This is a genomic window from Mycobacterium sp. GA-1841, from assembly GCF_001954135.1.
Classification (GTDB): domain Bacteria; phylum Actinomycetota; class Actinomycetes; order Mycobacteriales; family Mycobacteriaceae; genus Mycobacterium.
The window spans coordinates 37,003-52,189 of sequence record NZ_MBEQ01000056.1 but is presented as its reverse complement, the minus strand read 5'-3'; the positions used below and the strand labels follow the sequence as shown (position 1 = coordinate 52,189).

Annotated in this window: 18 protein-coding genes; 8 read left to right on the top strand and 10 right to left on the bottom strand. The window is 67.3% G+C overall.

Going from position 1 to position 15,187, the window contains the following annotated elements; translation table 11 throughout:
* Positions 1–50 precede the first annotated feature (50 nt).
* Genes A5740_RS12760 through A5740_RS12745 form a run of 4 tightly spaced genes read left to right on the top strand, consistent with a single transcriptional unit; the run spans position 51 to position 4,290 of the window.
* Positions 51–1,655, top strand: a complete 1,605-nt coding sequence (locus A5740_RS12760; protein ID WP_076194537.1) for a PucR family transcriptional regulator — start codon at positions 51–53, stop codon at positions 1,653–1,655.
* A 15-nt stretch (positions 1,656–1,670) separates the two neighbouring features.
* Positions 1,671–2,057 (top strand): DUF2237 family protein, encoded by a 387-nt coding sequence (locus A5740_RS12755; RefSeq protein WP_076194535.1) that lies wholly within the window; start codon positions 1,671–1,673, stop codon positions 2,055–2,057.
* Between the two features lie 19 nt (positions 2,058–2,076).
* Positions 2,077–3,558, top strand: coding sequence for a YdiU family protein (locus A5740_RS12750; protein WP_076194534.1), 1,482 nt, complete (start codon positions 2,077–2,079; stop codon positions 3,556–3,558).
* A gap of 27 nt (positions 3,559–3,585) precedes the next feature.
* The gene (locus A5740_RS12745; protein ID WP_076194532.1) at positions 3,586–4,290 is read left to right on the top strand and encodes a dienelactone hydrolase family protein; all 705 of its coding nucleotides are present in this window, start codon (positions 3,586–3,588) and stop codon (positions 4,288–4,290) included.
* Between the two features lie 8 nt (positions 4,291–4,298).
* Here A5740_RS12745 and A5740_RS12740 read toward each other — a convergent pair whose 3' ends face one another.
* From A5740_RS12740 to rplS, 4 genes are all read right to left on the bottom strand, one after another.
* Positions 4,299–4,604 (bottom strand): DUF2469 domain-containing protein, encoded by a 306-nt coding sequence (locus A5740_RS12740; RefSeq protein WP_003881082.1) that lies wholly within the window; start codon positions 4,602–4,604, stop codon positions 4,299–4,301.
* Complete coding sequence (locus A5740_RS12735) at positions 4,601–5,359, bottom strand: ribonuclease HII (protein WP_076194699.1); 759 nt, start codon at positions 5,357–5,359, stop codon at positions 4,601–4,603. Before A5740_RS12735 ends, A5740_RS12740 begins: the two co-directional genes overlap by 4 nt.
* Positions 5,360–5,382: 23 nt before the next feature.
* Entirely contained in the window at positions 5,383–6,168 is a 786-nt protein-coding gene (lepB, locus tag A5740_RS12730; protein WP_254849177.1) for a signal peptidase I, read from the bottom strand.
* 127 nt (positions 6,169–6,295) lie between these two features.
* Complete coding sequence (rplS, locus tag A5740_RS12725) at positions 6,296–6,637, bottom strand: 50S ribosomal protein L19 (protein ID WP_029372100.1); 342 nt, start codon at positions 6,635–6,637, stop codon at positions 6,296–6,298.
* Positions 6,638–6,959: 322 nt separating this feature from the next.
* Here rplS and A5740_RS12720 point away from each other — a divergent pair, with 322 nt between their 5' ends.
* Entirely contained in the window at positions 6,960–7,919 is a 960-nt protein-coding gene (locus tag A5740_RS12720) for a hypothetical protein (protein WP_076194529.1), read from the top strand.
* Positions 7,920–7,932: 13 nt separating this feature from the next.
* Here A5740_RS12720 and trmD read toward each other — a convergent pair whose 3' ends face one another.
* The 5 genes from trmD to A5740_RS12695 all read right to left on the bottom strand — a co-directional run bounded on the left by trmD (position 7,933) and on the right by A5740_RS12695 (position 10,572).
* The gene (trmD, locus tag A5740_RS12715) at positions 7,933–8,610 is read right to left on the bottom strand and encodes a tRNA (guanosine(37)-N1)-methyltransferase TrmD (RefSeq protein WP_076194527.1); all 678 of its coding nucleotides are present in this window, start codon (positions 8,608–8,610) and stop codon (positions 7,933–7,935) included.
* A gap of 15 nt (positions 8,611–8,625) precedes the next feature.
* On the bottom strand, positions 8,626–9,153 hold the full coding sequence (rimM, locus tag A5740_RS12710) for a ribosome maturation factor RimM (RefSeq protein ID WP_076194525.1): 528 nt from the start codon (positions 9,151–9,153) through the stop codon (positions 8,626–8,628).
* Between the two features lie 10 nt (positions 9,154–9,163).
* Positions 9,164–9,406, bottom strand: coding sequence for an RNA-binding protein (locus A5740_RS12705; protein WP_003881089.1), 243 nt, complete (start codon positions 9,404–9,406; stop codon positions 9,164–9,166).
* Positions 9,407–9,414: 8 nt separating this feature from the next.
* Positions 9,415–9,888, bottom strand: a complete 474-nt coding sequence (gene rpsP, locus A5740_RS12700) for a 30S ribosomal protein S16 (protein ID WP_076194524.1) — start codon at positions 9,886–9,888, stop codon at positions 9,415–9,417.
* Positions 9,889–10,140: 252 nt separating this feature from the next.
* Positions 10,141–10,572, bottom strand: a complete 432-nt coding sequence (locus tag A5740_RS12695) for a nuclear transport factor 2 family protein (RefSeq protein WP_076194522.1) — start codon at positions 10,570–10,572, stop codon at positions 10,141–10,143.
* 32 nt (positions 10,573–10,604) lie between these two features.
* On the opposite strand from A5740_RS12695, the gene A5740_RS12690 reads away from it, so the two are divergent.
* From A5740_RS12690 to A5740_RS12680, 3 genes are all read left to right on the top strand, one after another.
* On the top strand, positions 10,605–11,507 hold the full coding sequence (locus tag A5740_RS12690; protein WP_076194521.1) for a D-alanyl-D-alanine carboxypeptidase family protein: 903 nt from the start codon (positions 10,605–10,607) through the stop codon (positions 11,505–11,507).
* A 77-nt stretch (positions 11,508–11,584) separates the two neighbouring features.
* The gene (locus tag A5740_RS12685) at positions 11,585–12,409 is read left to right on the top strand and encodes a D-alanyl-D-alanine carboxypeptidase (RefSeq protein WP_076194519.1); all 825 of its coding nucleotides are present in this window, start codon (positions 11,585–11,587) and stop codon (positions 12,407–12,409) included.
* A gap of 138 nt (positions 12,410–12,547) precedes the next feature.
* Positions 12,548–14,053: a sulfite reductase flavoprotein subunit alpha gene (locus A5740_RS12680; RefSeq protein ID WP_175616236.1), complete on the top strand. Its 1,506-nt coding sequence runs from the start codon at positions 12,548–12,550 to the stop codon at positions 14,051–14,053.
* Positions 14,054–14,118: 65 nt separating this feature from the next.
* Here the strand turns inward: A5740_RS12680 and A5740_RS12675 are convergent, their stop codons facing one another.
* Positions 14,119–15,186, bottom strand: a complete 1,068-nt coding sequence (locus A5740_RS12675; protein WP_076194516.1) for an amidohydrolase family protein — start codon at positions 15,184–15,186, stop codon at positions 14,119–14,121.
* Position 15,187 lies beyond the last annotated feature (1 nt).

Below are 15,187 nucleotides of genomic sequence, written 5' to 3'. Positions count from 1 at the left end.
CAGCCAAACATCCCGTAAGGCAGAACTCCAGATTTATTACACTTTGTAAAATGATCCCAACCGTCCGCGACATCGTCGGGCTGCCGGTGGTGCAGGCCGGCGAACCCGAGGTGCTCAGCGCCCAGCAACTGGACCGCCCGGTGCGCTGGGTCCACGTCAGCGACATGCCCGACCTCGCCGGTCTGCTGCAGGGCGGTGAGTTGGTGCTCACCACCGGCGCGGCGTTGTCGGCTGCGCCGCGGGACTACCTGCGCCGGATGCAGCGAGCGGGCGTCGTCGGAGTGGTGGTGGAACTCGGCACCCGCATCCAATCGCTTCCGGCCAGCGTCGGCAACATGGCCCAGACGCTCGGTCTGGCGCTGGTGGTGCTGCACCGGGAGACGAAGTTCGTCGAGGTCACCGAGGCGGTGCACCGGCTGATCGTCGCCGACCAGTACGAGGAACTCGAGTTCGCCCACCGCACCCACCAGACCTTCACCGAGCTCAGCATGAAACGCCCGTCGATGGCCGACATCGTGCGCGCAGCCGCCGAGATGACCGACGAGTCGGTGGTACTGGAGGACCTGTCCCGGCAGGTGCTGGCGATCTCTCCGCGCGGCGAGGCGGCCACCACCGTGCTCACCGACTGGCAACGTCGGTCCCGGGCGATGACCGAGCCGTGGGCAACCACCGCCGTCGGGCCGCGCACCGAGGAATGGGGGCGACTCATCGTTCCGCACGCCCCGGCCGCCCCGGCCAAAACCAAGATGGTGCTGGAACGGGCCGCGCAGGCACTGGCCCTGCACCGGATGGCCGAGCGGGGGCGGTCGGGACTCGAACACCAGGCGCAGAGCGGGCTGATCGACGACGTGTTGGGCGGCCGGATCGCCGACGACCGCGAGGCCGATGCCCGGGCGCTGGCGCTGGGCCTGCGTGCCGCCGGGTCCTACCTCCCGGCCACCGTCCGGGTCGGCGCACCACCGGACCGACTCGATCCCGTCAGCACCCAGCGCCGCAACATCCGCATCCTCGACGCGGTCACCCACAGCGTGAAATCCCAAGGGCACAGCGCGATCTGCTCAATTCGCCGGGACGGTGAGATCGGTCTGGTGCTGGCCATGAATCCGCGGCGCGGGGCCGGCGTCGACACCACGTTGAGCCGGCTGGCCGAGGGCTGGCGTGAGGCCATCGCCCGCGGCGGTGACGCCGACAAGGTCGTCATCGCCGTCGGCAGCACCGCCGGCGCGTTCGCCGACGCGGTCCACGGCCTACGCGAAGCGGCCCACGTCGCCGAGGTGGCGGCGTCCATGTCGGATCTGCCGCGCCCATTCGTGCGTGCCTCCGACGTCCGGCTGCGCGGACTGATCACGTTGTTGCTCGACGATCCGCGGGTTCAGACGTTCGCCGAAACCGAACTCAAGGACCTGCTGATCCACGATGCCGAGCACGGCAGTGACGACGTGGCCGTGTTGCGCGGCTACCTGGAGCTCGCCGGCAACAAGTCGGCGCTGGCCAAACGGCTCCACATGAGCCGCCCGGCGCTCTACAGCCGGCTGTCCTCGATCGAACGTCGCCTCGGGGTCAACCTCGATGACGGAGAATCGATGACGTCGCTGCACGTGGCACTGCTGATCCTCGACGCACAGCGCAGTGCGACCCCGGCGCCGCCACGCTGACCTCATACTTGGGCGATGGCAGATCGCAATGTCCTCGGCGGACCGCTCGAAGAGTGCAGCACCGACCCGCTCACCGGCTTCTACCGCGACGGGTGCTGCTCGACCGGCGACGCCGATGCCGGCCGGCACACCATCTGCGCCGTGGTGACCGCCGAATTCCTGGCCCATCAGCAGTCCATCGGCAATGACCTGTCGACCCCGGCACCACACTTCCGCTTCCCCGGCCTGGCGCCCGGAGACCGCTGGTGCGTCACGGCGGCCAACTGGCTGCGGGCCCATCAAGACGGCCAGGCCGCCCCGGTCGTGTTGGCCGCCACCCACGAACGCACCTTGGAGCTGATTCCCCTCGAGGTCCTTCAGCAGTACGCCGTCGATGTGCCCGACGACCTGGGCAGCCTCTGACGCTCCGTAGGCTCGAAGAGTGAGCGTCGCCCCCGACTCGACCGTCGCCCTGGACAACCGCTTCGCCCAGGCTCTGCCCGAGATGGCTGTCGCGTGGCAAGCCGAGACTGCCCCGGTGCCACGATTGTTGGTACTCAACGAGCCGCTGGCCGATGAGCTCGGACTCGACGCCGCCTGGTTGGGCAGCCCTGAGGGCCTCGGCCTGCTGGTGGGCACCATCGTCCCTGCCGGGGCCACCCCGGTGGCGCAGGCGTATGCCGGCCATCAGTTCGGCGGATACGTGCCTCGCCTCGGCGACGGCCGCGCACTGCTGCTGGGAGAATTCGTCGGCCCCGAGGGTCAGCTCCGCGACCTTCACCTCAAGGGCTCGGGGCGCACTCCGTTCGCTCGCGGCGGCGACGGCCTGGCCGCCGTCGGACCCATGCTGCGCGAGTACATCGTCAGCGAGGCGATGCACGCCATGGGCATCCCCACCACCCGTTCGCTGGCCGTGGTGGCCACCGGGCGGGAAGTCCGGCGCGAGACGTTGCTGCCCGGCGCGGTACTGGCCCGGATCGCCGCCAGCCACCTGCGCGTCGGCAGCTTCCAGTACGCCTTCGCCCATACCCAGGCCACCGGAGACCTCGGGCTGCTGCGCCGGCTGGCCGACCACGCCATCGCGCGGCACCACCCCCAAGCGGCCGAGGCCGAGAATCCGTACCTGGCGTTGTACGAAGCGGTCGTCTCGGCACAGGCCGACCTGCTCGCGCAGTGGATGCTGGTCGGATTCGTGCACGGTGTGATGAACACCGACAACATGACGATCTCCGGGGAGACCATCGACTACGGGCCCTGCGCCTTCATGGAAACCTTCGATCCGGCAACGGTATTCAGCTCGATCGACCACGGCGGCCGCTACGCCTACGGCAACCAGCCCACGGTGGCGGCCTGGAACCTGGCCCGCTTCGCCGAGGCCTTGTTACCCCTGTTTACCGACGACTCCGAGCGCGCGGTCGAACTGGCCACCGAGGCATTGCACGGCTTCGGCCCACAATTCGACAGCAAGTGGATGGCCGGCATGCGAGCCAAGCTCGGACTGCCTGCCGACACCGACGACACCATTGCGAAACCCCTCGTCGAGGAATTCCTGACGCTGCTTCAACAGCACCGAATCGACTACACCTCATCGTGGCGTGCGCTGGCCGGCATCGCCCGCGGTGCGGCCGAGCCGCTGTTCGACCAGCCGGAGTTCGACGACCCGGGGTTCGACGGCTGGCGCCGGCGCTGGCTGGCACTGCATCCCGACGCCGAGGCGATGGACCGGGTCAACCCGCTCTACATTCCCCGCAACCACCTCGTCGAGGAAGCGCTCGACGCAGCCACCGCCGACGGCGATCTCCACCCCCTGCACGACCTGCTCGGAGCCGTCGCGTCCCCGTACCGGCAGCGCCCCGGTCTCGAACGCCATGCCGCACCCGCACCCCCCGACTTCGGGACCTACCGCACGTTCTGCGGAACCTGACTGCCCAGGAGCGGTTACCCTCGGTCGGTGACGACGATCACCCTGGACACCCCGGCCGGCCCGATCGACGCCCTGCTCGGCATCCCCGCCGGCGCGGGGCCCTGGCCAGGTGTGGTGATCATCCACGATGCGATCGGCTACGGCCCCGACAACGAGGCGATCTCCGAACGCGTGGCGGCCGCCGGCTATCTCGCGCTCACCCCGAACCTCTACTCCCGCGGCGGCCGGGCCAGATGTATCACGCGGGTGTTCCGCGATCTGCTGACCCAGCGTGGCCGGGCGCTCGACGACATCCTGGCCGCCCGAGACCACCTGCGCGCGCACCCCCAGTGCACCGGCACCATCGGCATCGCCGGGTTCTGCATGGGCGGACAGTTCGCACTCCTCATGGGCCCCAAAGGGTTTGCCGCGTCAGCACCGTTCTACGGCACACCGCTGCCGCGACGGCTCGACCAGACCTTGGACGCTTCATGCCCGATCGTGGCCAGCTTCGGGCGTCGCGACCCGATGGGCATCGGTGCCCCGGACCGATTGCAGCGCGTCGTCGACGACAAGAACATCGCCGCCGACATCAAGGTCTATCCCGACGCTGGACACAGCTTCGCCAATCAACTACCGGGGCAACCATTTCTACGGATCACCGGTTTCGGCTACAACGAGGCCGCCACCGCCGATGCGTGGTCCCGGGTGTTCGCCTTCTTCGGTGAACATCTCACGGCACAAGCGGGCTGAGCCGGCCGCTACTCCGGCAACCGCAGTTCCGGCTTCTCCACCTCTTCGATGTTCACGTCCTTGAAGGTGATGACCCGCACCTGCTTGACGAACCGGGCCGGTCGGTACATGTCCCACACCCAGGCATCGGCGAGCCGCAACTCGAAATACACCTCGCCCTCGGAGTTCCGCGGGATCAGCTCCACGCTGTTGGCCAGGTAGAACCGACGCTCGGTCTCCACGACGTAGCTGAACTGCCCGACGATGTCCTTGTATTCGCGGTACAGCGAGAGCTCCATCTCGGTTTCGTACTTCTCGAGATCCTCGGCGCTCATCTGGTGTGCAGTCCTTCTGGTTGTACTGATGCCTTGTCGCCCATCTTTGCGTACGCCACTTCAGCATGCCGCATTGGTGCCATATCGCGCCGCAACCCAGCCGTCTCTGCGGCCCGCCGCACGTTGACATACGAGTAGCGGTGCTCCACACACGGCCCCAACTCCGTCAACGCCGCGGAGTGCGCCGGTGTGCTGTAGCCCTTGTGCTCGGCGAACCCGTAACCAGGGTGGTGTTGCTCCATGTCGACCATCAGCCGATCGCGGCTGACCTTGGCCAGCACGCTGGCAGCCGCGATGCAGGCCGCGGCGGCGTCGCCCCCGATCACGGGCAGGGACGGCGCCGCCAACCCCGGCACCCGGAACCCATCACACAGCACATATCCCGGCCGCAGGGACAAACCCGCCACCGCGCGGCGCATGCCCTCGATATTGGCCACGTGGACACCGAGGCGATCCACCTCGGCCGAGGGGATGAACACCACGTGATAGGCGAGGGCGTAGCGGCGGATCAGGGGAAACAGCCGCTCCCGCTCTGCGGGCCCCAGCTTCTTGGAATCGTCGAGGGAGGCCAGGCTGTCCATCCGATTCGGCCCCAGCACGCAGGCCGCCACCACCAACGGGCCGGCGCAGGCGCCGCGTCCCACCTCGTCCACCCCGGCGACCGGGCCGAGACCGTTGCGGTACAGCGCGGATTCCAGGGTGCGCAGGCCTGATGACCTGCGGATCACCGTTCGAGGCGGCCATGACGTCTTCACCACTGGCGGCACAGGGCAGCTCCCTAGGAGTCGGTCTGCGGGTTCGCGCCGTTGATGCCGCCCCATCGGGACGGCGGCCAGGCGATGAACCGTGCCTTTCCGATTACATTCTCCACCGGAACCGTGCCGGCCATCGGATCACCGGTACACAACAGTCCCTCGCGCGCATCGGCGGGCAGGTTGCTGCAGTGCACCCGCGAATCGGCCGAGTGGGTCCGGTTGTCACCCATCACCCACAGCCGGTCCGACGGCACGGTGACCGGGCCGAATTCATTGCCCAGGCACGGATAGACGTTCGGGTCGGCCATCATGGTGGCCGGATCGAGATAGGGCTCGTTCAGCCGCTTACCGTTGACTGTCAGACCGGTGTCGGCCCGGCACTCCACGGTCTGCCCGCCCACCGCGATCACCCTTTTGACCAGATCATTCTCGTCAGGCGGCACGAAACCGACGAACGAGAGGGCATTCTGCGCCCAGCGGATGGCGGTGTTGTCCGAGCGGATCGACTTGTAACCGATGTTCCACGACGGCGGACCCTTGAACACGACGACGTCACCGGGCTCCGGCTCGGAGAACCGGTAGGTGAGCTTGTCGACCATGATCCGGTCACCGACACAGCCAGGACAGCCGTGCAGCGTCGGCTCCATGGACTCCGACGGAATCAGGTACGGACGCGCAATGAACGTCAGCGTCACGTAATAGAGCACCAGGGCGATGCCGGCCAGGATGGCGATCTCGCGCGCGGTGGAGTGCTTGTTCTTGGGAGACTCTTCTTCCGGCGATTCGTCGGCGGCAGGCGCCGCCGCGATCGAATCGGAGTCGAGGCCGCCCTCCGAGGACGCGTCGGCGGAGTCGGTGGGTCCGGTCACAGGCACCACAGTAGCGAGCGTCGTGACCGGTCCCGCGACGAGAGCTTCGTCAGGCGGAGCAGCGCGCTCAGCGCTTTTCCTTGATCTTCGCCTTCTTACCGCGCAGTTCACGCAGGTAGTAGAGCTTGGCGCGACGCACGTCACCGCGGGTCACGACATCGATGTGATCGATGTTGGGCGAATGCACCGGGAAGGTCCGCTCGACGCCGACGCCGTAGCTTTCCTTGCGCACGGTGAAGGTCTCGCGGATGCCGCCACCCTGGCGACGGATCACGACGCCCTTGAAAACCTGGATGCGCTCCTTGGAGCCCTCGATCACCTTCACGTGCACGTTGACGGTGTCGCCGGGGCTGAAGGTCGGGATGTCGTCGCGCAGCGACGCCTGATCGACGAAGTCCAGCGTGTTCATCGGTGACACTTCCTTGTTGTTCGCGGCTCCGGCCGTGCGCGCACAAACCGCGCAGCCGAAGCTATTTTCGGGTGTATCGGGGTGTATCTCGCAGCGGAACGCGGGCAAGCCGGCCCAGTCCTACGCAGACAACTGCTCAATTGTGCCAGACAGGTCCCCATACCGTGAAATCCGGCGAGTCTGCGTGAGCCTCCCCAGCACTGGGCAAGCATACTGCGAGGCGGACTGACCACGCGCCCAGCGCTGCGAACAGTTAGGCTGCAGCCACTGATCTGCCGGTGCGACAAGCCCATCAGTTGGTATCGACGGTTCAAGGAGGACCATGCGACGGCGGCCGTCGAGACTCACGGTGGCGGGCGCAACCGGCGTGAGCGCAATCGTGGCGATCGCCGGCGTGGCAGTCACCGGCTGCGAAGCCCGGGTGTACGGCACTCCCCCGTACGATTCCGCCGCGCCACAGCTGACCGTCGTCGCACCCCAGGGCAACATGGCACCCCTGCCCGAGGCGTCCCCCGGCGAACCCGCGCCCTCGTTCCAAGGCCTTGCGGACCGCGCCCAGCAGGCCACCGAAAATGCCGCCGACGCCGGTGCCGACATCACCGTGCTGGTCCTCGACCGCAACACCGGTCAGCTGGTCTCCAACGGAAACGAGACGACGATCGCGATCGCCTCGGTGGTCAAACTCTTCATCGCCGACGATCTGCTGTTACAGGAGGCCAAAGGTCAGACCGTCCTGAGTCCAGAGGACCGCGACAACCTCGACGTGATGCTGCGGTCATCGGACGACAGTGCCGCCGAGGTGTTCTGGTACCGCAGCGGCGGCCACGCGATCGTCGAGCGGGTCGCCGCCCGGTACGGCTTGGGTTCGACCCAGCCACCGAACGACGGACATTGGTGGAACACCATCAGCACCGCCGCCGATCTGGTCCGCTACTACGACATGCTGATGAACGGCAGCGGCGGCCTACCCGCGGAACAGGCCAATGTCATCCTGTCCAACCTGGCCCAATCGACTCCCGAGGCGATCGACGGCACGCAGCCGGACGGCACCTACCCCCAACGGTTCGGCATCCCCGACGGGCTTTTCGCCGAGCCCGTCGCGGTCAAGCAGGGTTGGATGTGCTGTATCGGCTCGGACTGGATGCACCTGTCGACCGGTGTGGTCGGTCCGGACCGGCGCTTCATCATGGTGATCGGTTCACTACAGCCCACCAACGCCACGACCGCACGCGACACCATCACCGATGCCGTCAAGACGATGTTCCCCGGCGGCCGGATCTAGGCTCGTCAGGAGATCAGTCGAGCAGGTCCGGCCTGCGCTCGCGCGTGCGTTGCAACGATTGCTCACGGCGCCAGGCCGCCACCTTGGCGTGGTCCCCGGACAGCAGCACATCGGGCACCTCGAGCCCGCGCCAACTCTGCGGACGGGTATAGCTGGGCCCTTCGAGCAGGCCGTCGGAATGGGAATCCTGTTGGTGCGACGCAGGATTGCCCAAGACCTCCGGCATCAGCCGGACCACTGCCTCGATCATGACCAGCGCGGCCGACTCGCCGCCGTTGAGCACGTAGTCACCGATGGAGACCTCTTCGACCCGCATCCGGGCAGCGGCGTCATCGGCCACCCGCTGGTCGATCCCCTCGTACCGCCCACAGGCGAACACCAGGTGCGATTCAGCGCTCCACCGCTCGGCAGTCGCCTGGGTGAACAGCCGGCCCGCCGGCGTCGGCACGACCAGAAGTGTGTCCTCAGAACAGATTTCGTCGAGCGCATCGCCCCACACCGGAGCCTTCATGACCATGCCGGGACCCCCGCCGTACGGCGAATCGTCCACCGAACGGTGCACGTCATGCGTCCAGTTCCGCAGGTCATGCACGGCCAGGGAAAGGATGCCGGCCTCAATCGCCTTGCCCGGCAACGACTGCCGGATGGGATCGAGGTAGGCCGGGAAGATCGTGATGACGTCAATGTGCACAGTTGCGCACCCTCGTCAGACCTGGTCCAGGTTCAGCAGACCGTCGGGGGGATCGATGACGACGGTGCCGGTTTCGCGGGACACCGAGGTGACGATGGCGCTGACGAACGGAACCAGCACTTCGCGGCCATCGGCATCGGCCTTGACCGACAACAGTTCTCCGGCCGCGGTGTGCAGCACCTCGCGAACCACTCCTACCGCGGTGCCGTCGACCGTGACGACCCGCAGACCTTCGAGTTCATGGTCATAGAACTCGTCGGGATCATCGATCGCGGGCAGGTCTGCGGTATCGACGACGAACACCGTGCCACGCAACGCGTCGGCCGCATTGCGGTCGGCGACGCCTGCCAGCCGAATCAGCAGGCGGCCGGCATGGTCGCGCACCGACTCGACGGAGAAAGTACGCTCGGCACCCCCCTTGGTGCGGCCGCGAAGTGCCACACCGGGGGTGAACCGGGCATCGGGATCGTCGGTACGAACCTCGACAACGACCTCACCGGTTATGCCGTGAGCTTTGACAACCCGCCCGACAACCAGGTCCATGGATCCGACGCTACTGGTCGGTGTCCACCACGTCGACGCGGATACCGCGCCCACCGATGCCCGCGACCAGGGTGCGCAGTGCGGTGGCGGTGCGGCCGCCGCGGCCGATGACCTTGCCCAGGTCATCGGGGTGCACGTGCACCTCGACGGTCCGCCCACGGCGGCTGGTGACCATGTCGACGCGTACGTCGTCGGGATTGTCCACGATGCCGCGGACCAGGTGCTCGACGGCGTCGACCACGACAGAACTCACCGCGATGCTCAGCTCTCGCTTGCGGCTTCGTCGGCAGCGGCCTCGGCAGCCGGGGCCTCGGCAGCGGCGCCCTCGGCGGCTTCGTCCTTCTTGGGAGCCTTCTTCTTCTTGGGCGTGACAGCCGCAGCGCCGGTGCCGCTCTCGGCCTCGGCCAGCGCCGCGTTGAACAGGTCCAGCTTGGACGGCTTGGGCTCCTTGACCTTCAGCGTGCCCTCGGCGCCCGGCAGGCCCTTGAACTTCTGCCAGTCACCGGTGATCTTCAGCAGAGCCAGCACCGGCTCGGTGGGCTGCGCGCCGACACCCAGCCAGTACTGCGCGCGCTCCGAATCGATCTCGATCAGGCTCGGCTCTTCCTTGGGGTGGTAGCGGCCGATGACCTCGATGGAGCGGCCTTCGCGGCGGGTGCGCGCGTCGGCGACGGCGATGCGGTACTGGGGGTTGCGGATCTTGCCAAGCCGGGTGAGCTTGATCTTGACAGCCATGGTTAAGCACTTCTCCTTGAGTGTCACGCTGCAATTCGGCGATGCGGGCGGAATTGCCCGATCCGGTTTTGCCTTACGTGTGTGACCGCCGCGCAGCGCATCGAACGAGTCGCACGGCAGACAGCCGCCAATTGTGCCAGAACGATGCCGACCAGCCCAAATCCAGCTCGAATGGCCAGTTATCGCACAACGTCCCGCCGGTTGCGTGTCACAACTGGCCACTGGGCGCGTCAGGCGCGCGGAGTGCGACGGTCAGACCACCTTGTCGAAACACTTGGTCTCGACGCGGCGACTCATCCGCCATCCGTCGTCGGTCCGCACGAACTCGTCCTCGTACCACAGCCCGCAGAACAACACCTGTTGCTCCAGCCCCGGCAGCACCATCGGGTTGAAGCAGATCGTGCGAGACGACGCGGTGTCGCCCGCCGGGTCGTATTTGATCCGGACATCGAAGTTGCCGAGCATGTGGGCATACGCCGGAAAGTTCGGCAGCACCTCGGCCAGCCAGGCCTTCACCTCGGGGTAGTGGCCGTCGATGCCGCCCATGGCCCGGTAGTCGATGTAGGCGTCGGGCGTGAACACCGCATCGAGGTCATCGAACAGTCGACGGTCGATCGCCGTGGAGTAGTCGATCAGCAATTGCTGAATCTCCAGGCGGTCCGAAATTTCGGCCAGGCTCAACATGTCTCGATTCAACACGATTAGTCTCACCTGCCATGGGGAGGTTCGTCAGGTTCTCTGTCGGAGCATCGGCCGCAATTGCCGTCGCACTGGTCCCGCTTTCGTCGGTGATCGGCACAGCGCCCGCTGCCAGGGCCGATGCCGAGGTGCAGCAGGTCGGGGTGTCCCCCATCCCGAACGGGCCGGCGCAAGGCTGGGTGGTCGCCGATCTGGATTCCGGTCAGGTGCTGGCCGCGCGCAACGAGAACACCCGTTACGCCCCGGCCAGCACGATCAAGACCCTGCTGGCCCAGGTGATCCTCGACGAAGTGCCGCTGGACGCGACGATCGTGGCCGATGAAGCCGACACCAAGGTCGAGTGCAACTGTGCCGGCGTCGTCCCCGGACAGACCTACACCGCACGTCAGCTGCTGGAGGCGGCGCTGCTGGCGTCCGGCAACGACGCCGCCAACACCCTGGCCCGCATGGTCGGCGGACCGGATGCGGCCGTCGCGAAGATGAACGCCAAAGCCGTGGCGCTCGGCGCGCACAACACCCACGTCGCGACCCCGTCCGGGCTGGACGGGCCCGGGATGCCGTTCTGGTCGACCCCGCACGACATGGCGCTGATCTTCCGCGGGGCGATGGCCAACCCGATTTTCGCCGAGATCACCGCGCTGCCGTCGACCACGTTCCCCACCAAGAGCGGACAGCGCGTGCTGGTCAACCAGGACGAGCTGTTGCACCGCTATCCAGGTGCCCTCGGCGGCAAGACGGGTTTCACCGACATCGCCCGCAAGACCTTCGTGGGCGCCGCAGCCCGCGACGGCCGCCGCCTCGAGGTCGTGATGATGTACGGGCTGGTCAAGGAGGGCGGTCCGACCTACTGGGATCAGGCTGCCGCGCTGCTGGATTGGGGTTTCTCCCAGGACCGCTCGGCCAGCATCGGGTCGTTGTAGCGCCCAGCCCGGTCCGATACCTGAAGGAAACCTGACCGCGCGCTGGCCGAGTCCTTGGCTCCGTAAGGTCGGCGCTCGTGCGAAGACTGCTCGTGACGCTCGCGCTCGGCCTCGGCACGGCGCTGACCGCCGCCACGATCGCGGTCCCAGCCGCCGCAGCGCCGGAGGTTCAACCCGCCGGCGCCCAGATTCCCGACGGACCGGCCAAGGCCTGGCTGGTGGCCGACCTGGACACCGGCCAGGTTCTGGCCGCCAAAGATCCCTACGGCACCTACGCCCCGGCCAGCACGATCAAACCGCTGCTGGCGATGGTGGTGCTCGATCACCTGCGACCGGACAATTTCGCCCGGGCCAACCAGTCACACACGAAGGTCGAATGCTCGTGCGTCGGCCTCACCCCGGGGCAGCCCTACACGACCCGCCAACTCCTGGAAGCCCTGCTCATGGTGTCGGGCAACGACGCGGCGAACATGCTCGCCGACATGCTCGGCGGTCAACGCGCCGCAGTGGCGGCGATGAACCGCAAAGCGGCCAGTGTCGGGGCCCGCAACACCCGAGCGTCCTCGCCGTCCGGGCTCGACGGGCCCGGCTGGGAAACCGTCACCACCCCGCACGATCTCGCGGTGATCCTGCGCGCCGCGCTGACCTATCCGCTGATCGCACAGATCATGCGCCAGCCGTCGGCCGAGTTCCCGGGCCGGACCCTGACCAACCAGAACCAATTGCTGGCCCGCTATCCCGGTGACATCGCCGGCAAGACCGGCTACACAGACCTGGCCCGGAAGACGTATGTGGGTGCGGCGCAACGAGGTAACCGCCGACTGGTGGTGGTGCAGATGTACGGCACCGGCGATCTCTATCCCCAGGCAATCGACTTGTTCGATTACGGCTTCTCCCACTGAATCCAGAAAAGGTGGGGCCCCACCGGGACTCGTGACGAACTAAGGTCACCCTAAATTCGCGTATGAGTCCGCGCGTGACCGAGGGGAGCCGTTGTGTCCGACCTTGAGTTCTCATTGGTGGTCGCCTACGGCACCGACATGGGCAACGCCGAAGATGCCGCAATGACGTTCGCCGAGGCGACGACCGCGGCCGGAATTCCCGCCGAGGCCGTCGAACTCAACCAGGTCGAACTCGACCAACTGAACACCGCAACGCATTTCATCGTCGTCACCTCCACCTTCGGCGACGGCGAGTTTCCCGACACCGCCACGTTGTTCTGGGAGGCGATCAGCGCCTCGACCGCGCGCCTGGAGCACCTGAGTTTCGCGGTACTGGCGCTCGGGGACACGTCCTATGAATTGTTCTGCCAGGCAGGCAAACTGCTCGATGCGCGGCTCGAAGAGCTCGGCGCCATCCGGCTGGCCGACCGCGTCGACGTCGACGGGTACTACGAAGAGCCGGCCGCGGCCTGGACCACCGATCTGGTCAAACAACTGACCGCCGCCCAGTCCGGTCCCACCACCGCACCGGTCACTGCCGTCGAAACCGCCGCGGCCGATCCCGCTCACCGCAGCCAGGAGCGCAACCGGCTGGTCACCGCTCCCCTGGTCGTCAATCGCCTGCTCACCGCACCGGAATCCGACAAGGAAGTACGACACTACGAGCTCGACCTGACCGGTTCCGGCATCACCTATCAGGCCGGCGATTCGCTGGCCGTCCATCCCACCAACGATCCGGATCTGGTTTCAGCGATCCTCGATGCACTCCAGGTGGGACCGGGGCACCGAGTCGCCGACGCCGACGAAACCCTGGGCGTGCTGCTGTCCGAACGGCTGGAGATCCGCACGCCGTCGCGGGCACTGCAGGACCTGGCGGGCGCCGCCGCCTACGGCGAGGACGTCCTCGATCTGATCAGACGCGCTGGCCTGACCGTCGACGAGGTGGTCGATACGTTGCGCCCCTTGCAGTTCCGCGACTATTCGATCGCCTCCAGCCCACTGCTGCATCCCGAAAACATCCACCTGACCGTGGCCACCGTGCGGTACGCCGGCGCCGCCCGCCGACACGGTGGCGTGGCCTCGACGTATCTGGCCGAGCGCACGCAGACGGTTCGAGTGCACCTACGCCCCAACCATCATTTCCGGCTGCCGTCCGGCGACGTGCCGATCATCATGATCGGTCCGGGTACCGGCATCGCGCCCTTCCGGGCGTTCCTGCAGGAGCGGCAGGCCGCCGCCGCACGGGGACGGTCCTGGCTGTTCTTCGGGGATCGTCGCCGCGCCACCGACTTTCTGTACGGGCCGGAACTGGAAGCTTTCCGGGACGCGGGCACACTGACCCGGCTCGACGTGGCGTTCTCCCGCGATCAGGAGGCGAAAATTTATGTGCAGCAGCGGATGCGGGAGAACGCGGCAGAGTTGTTCGCCTGGCTGCAGGACGGCGCGTACCTGTATGTCTGCGGTGACGCCGACCACATGGCCAAGGACGTGGACGCCGCGCTGCACGAGATCGTCGGCGAGAGTGGCCGAATGGATGCCGAGGCCGCGCACGCTTACGTCAACGACCTCATCAAGAACCACCGCTATCTGCGCGACGTGTACTGAGTTACGGCCGCTGACGCTGCGGTGACGGCGCCCCCTACTCGCACTTCTGCGCCGTCAGCGCACGCTCAACGCCAGACCCGGCCGCGCAGGATCACCAGAGCCGGATGGCTGACGCCGCCGTGCCGCGGATCCTCGGTGTAGCAGACGAGATCCGCCGACGCGCCATGTTCGAGGGCGGGCCGGCCCAACCACGCCCGGGCGTCCCAACTGGCCGCCCCCAGGGCCGCCGTCGGGCTCATACCGATGCCCTTGAGCGCCTCGATCTCGTCGGCGATACGACCATGGGCGACCATGCCGCCGGCGTCGGTGCCCGCGAACACCGGTACCCCGGCGGCGTAGGCGGCGCCGACGCGGTCGCGGCAGGACGCGTAGAGGTCGCGCATGTGTTTGGCATACGTCGGGTACTTGCCGGCCGCATCGGCGATACCCGGGAAGTTGTCGATGTTGATCAGGGTGGGCACCAGAGCCGTGCCGTGCTCGAGCATCAATTCGATGGTGTCGTCGGTGATCCCGGTGCCGTGCTCGATGCAGTCGATTCCGGCATTGATGAGGCCCGGCAGGGCGTCCTCGCCGAACACGTGCGCGGTGACGCGCGCACCCTCGGCATGGGCCGCATCGATCGCGGACTTGAGGATCTCGTCGGACCACAGCGGGGCGAGGTCGCCGACGCTGCGGTCGATCCAGTCGCCGACCAGTTTCACCCAGCCGTCGCCCCACCGGGCCTGCTCGGCCACCGCGGCGGGCAGTTGCGACTCGTCCTCGATGTCGATCGGCAAGCCGGGCGAATATCGTTTGGGGCGGGCCAGATGCCGCCCGGCCCGGATGATGCGCGGCAGGTCCTCGCGGTCGTCGAAGCTGCGGGTGTCCACCGGTGAACCGGCATCGCGCAGCAACAGCGCGCCCGCGTCGCGCTCGGTCTGCGCCTGCTCCACCGACTCGTCCAGCGACACTGCACCACCGGGTCCGAGACCGACATGGCAGTGCGCGTCGACCAGGCCGGGGATGATCCAGCCGCCGTCAAAGACGGTGTCGGCGTTGGCAATCGGTTCGGCCGACAGCACACCCTGATGAATCCACCATTGCACCTCGTCGCCGTCCGGGAGGCCCCGGCCACGAATGTGCAGCGCGCTCATC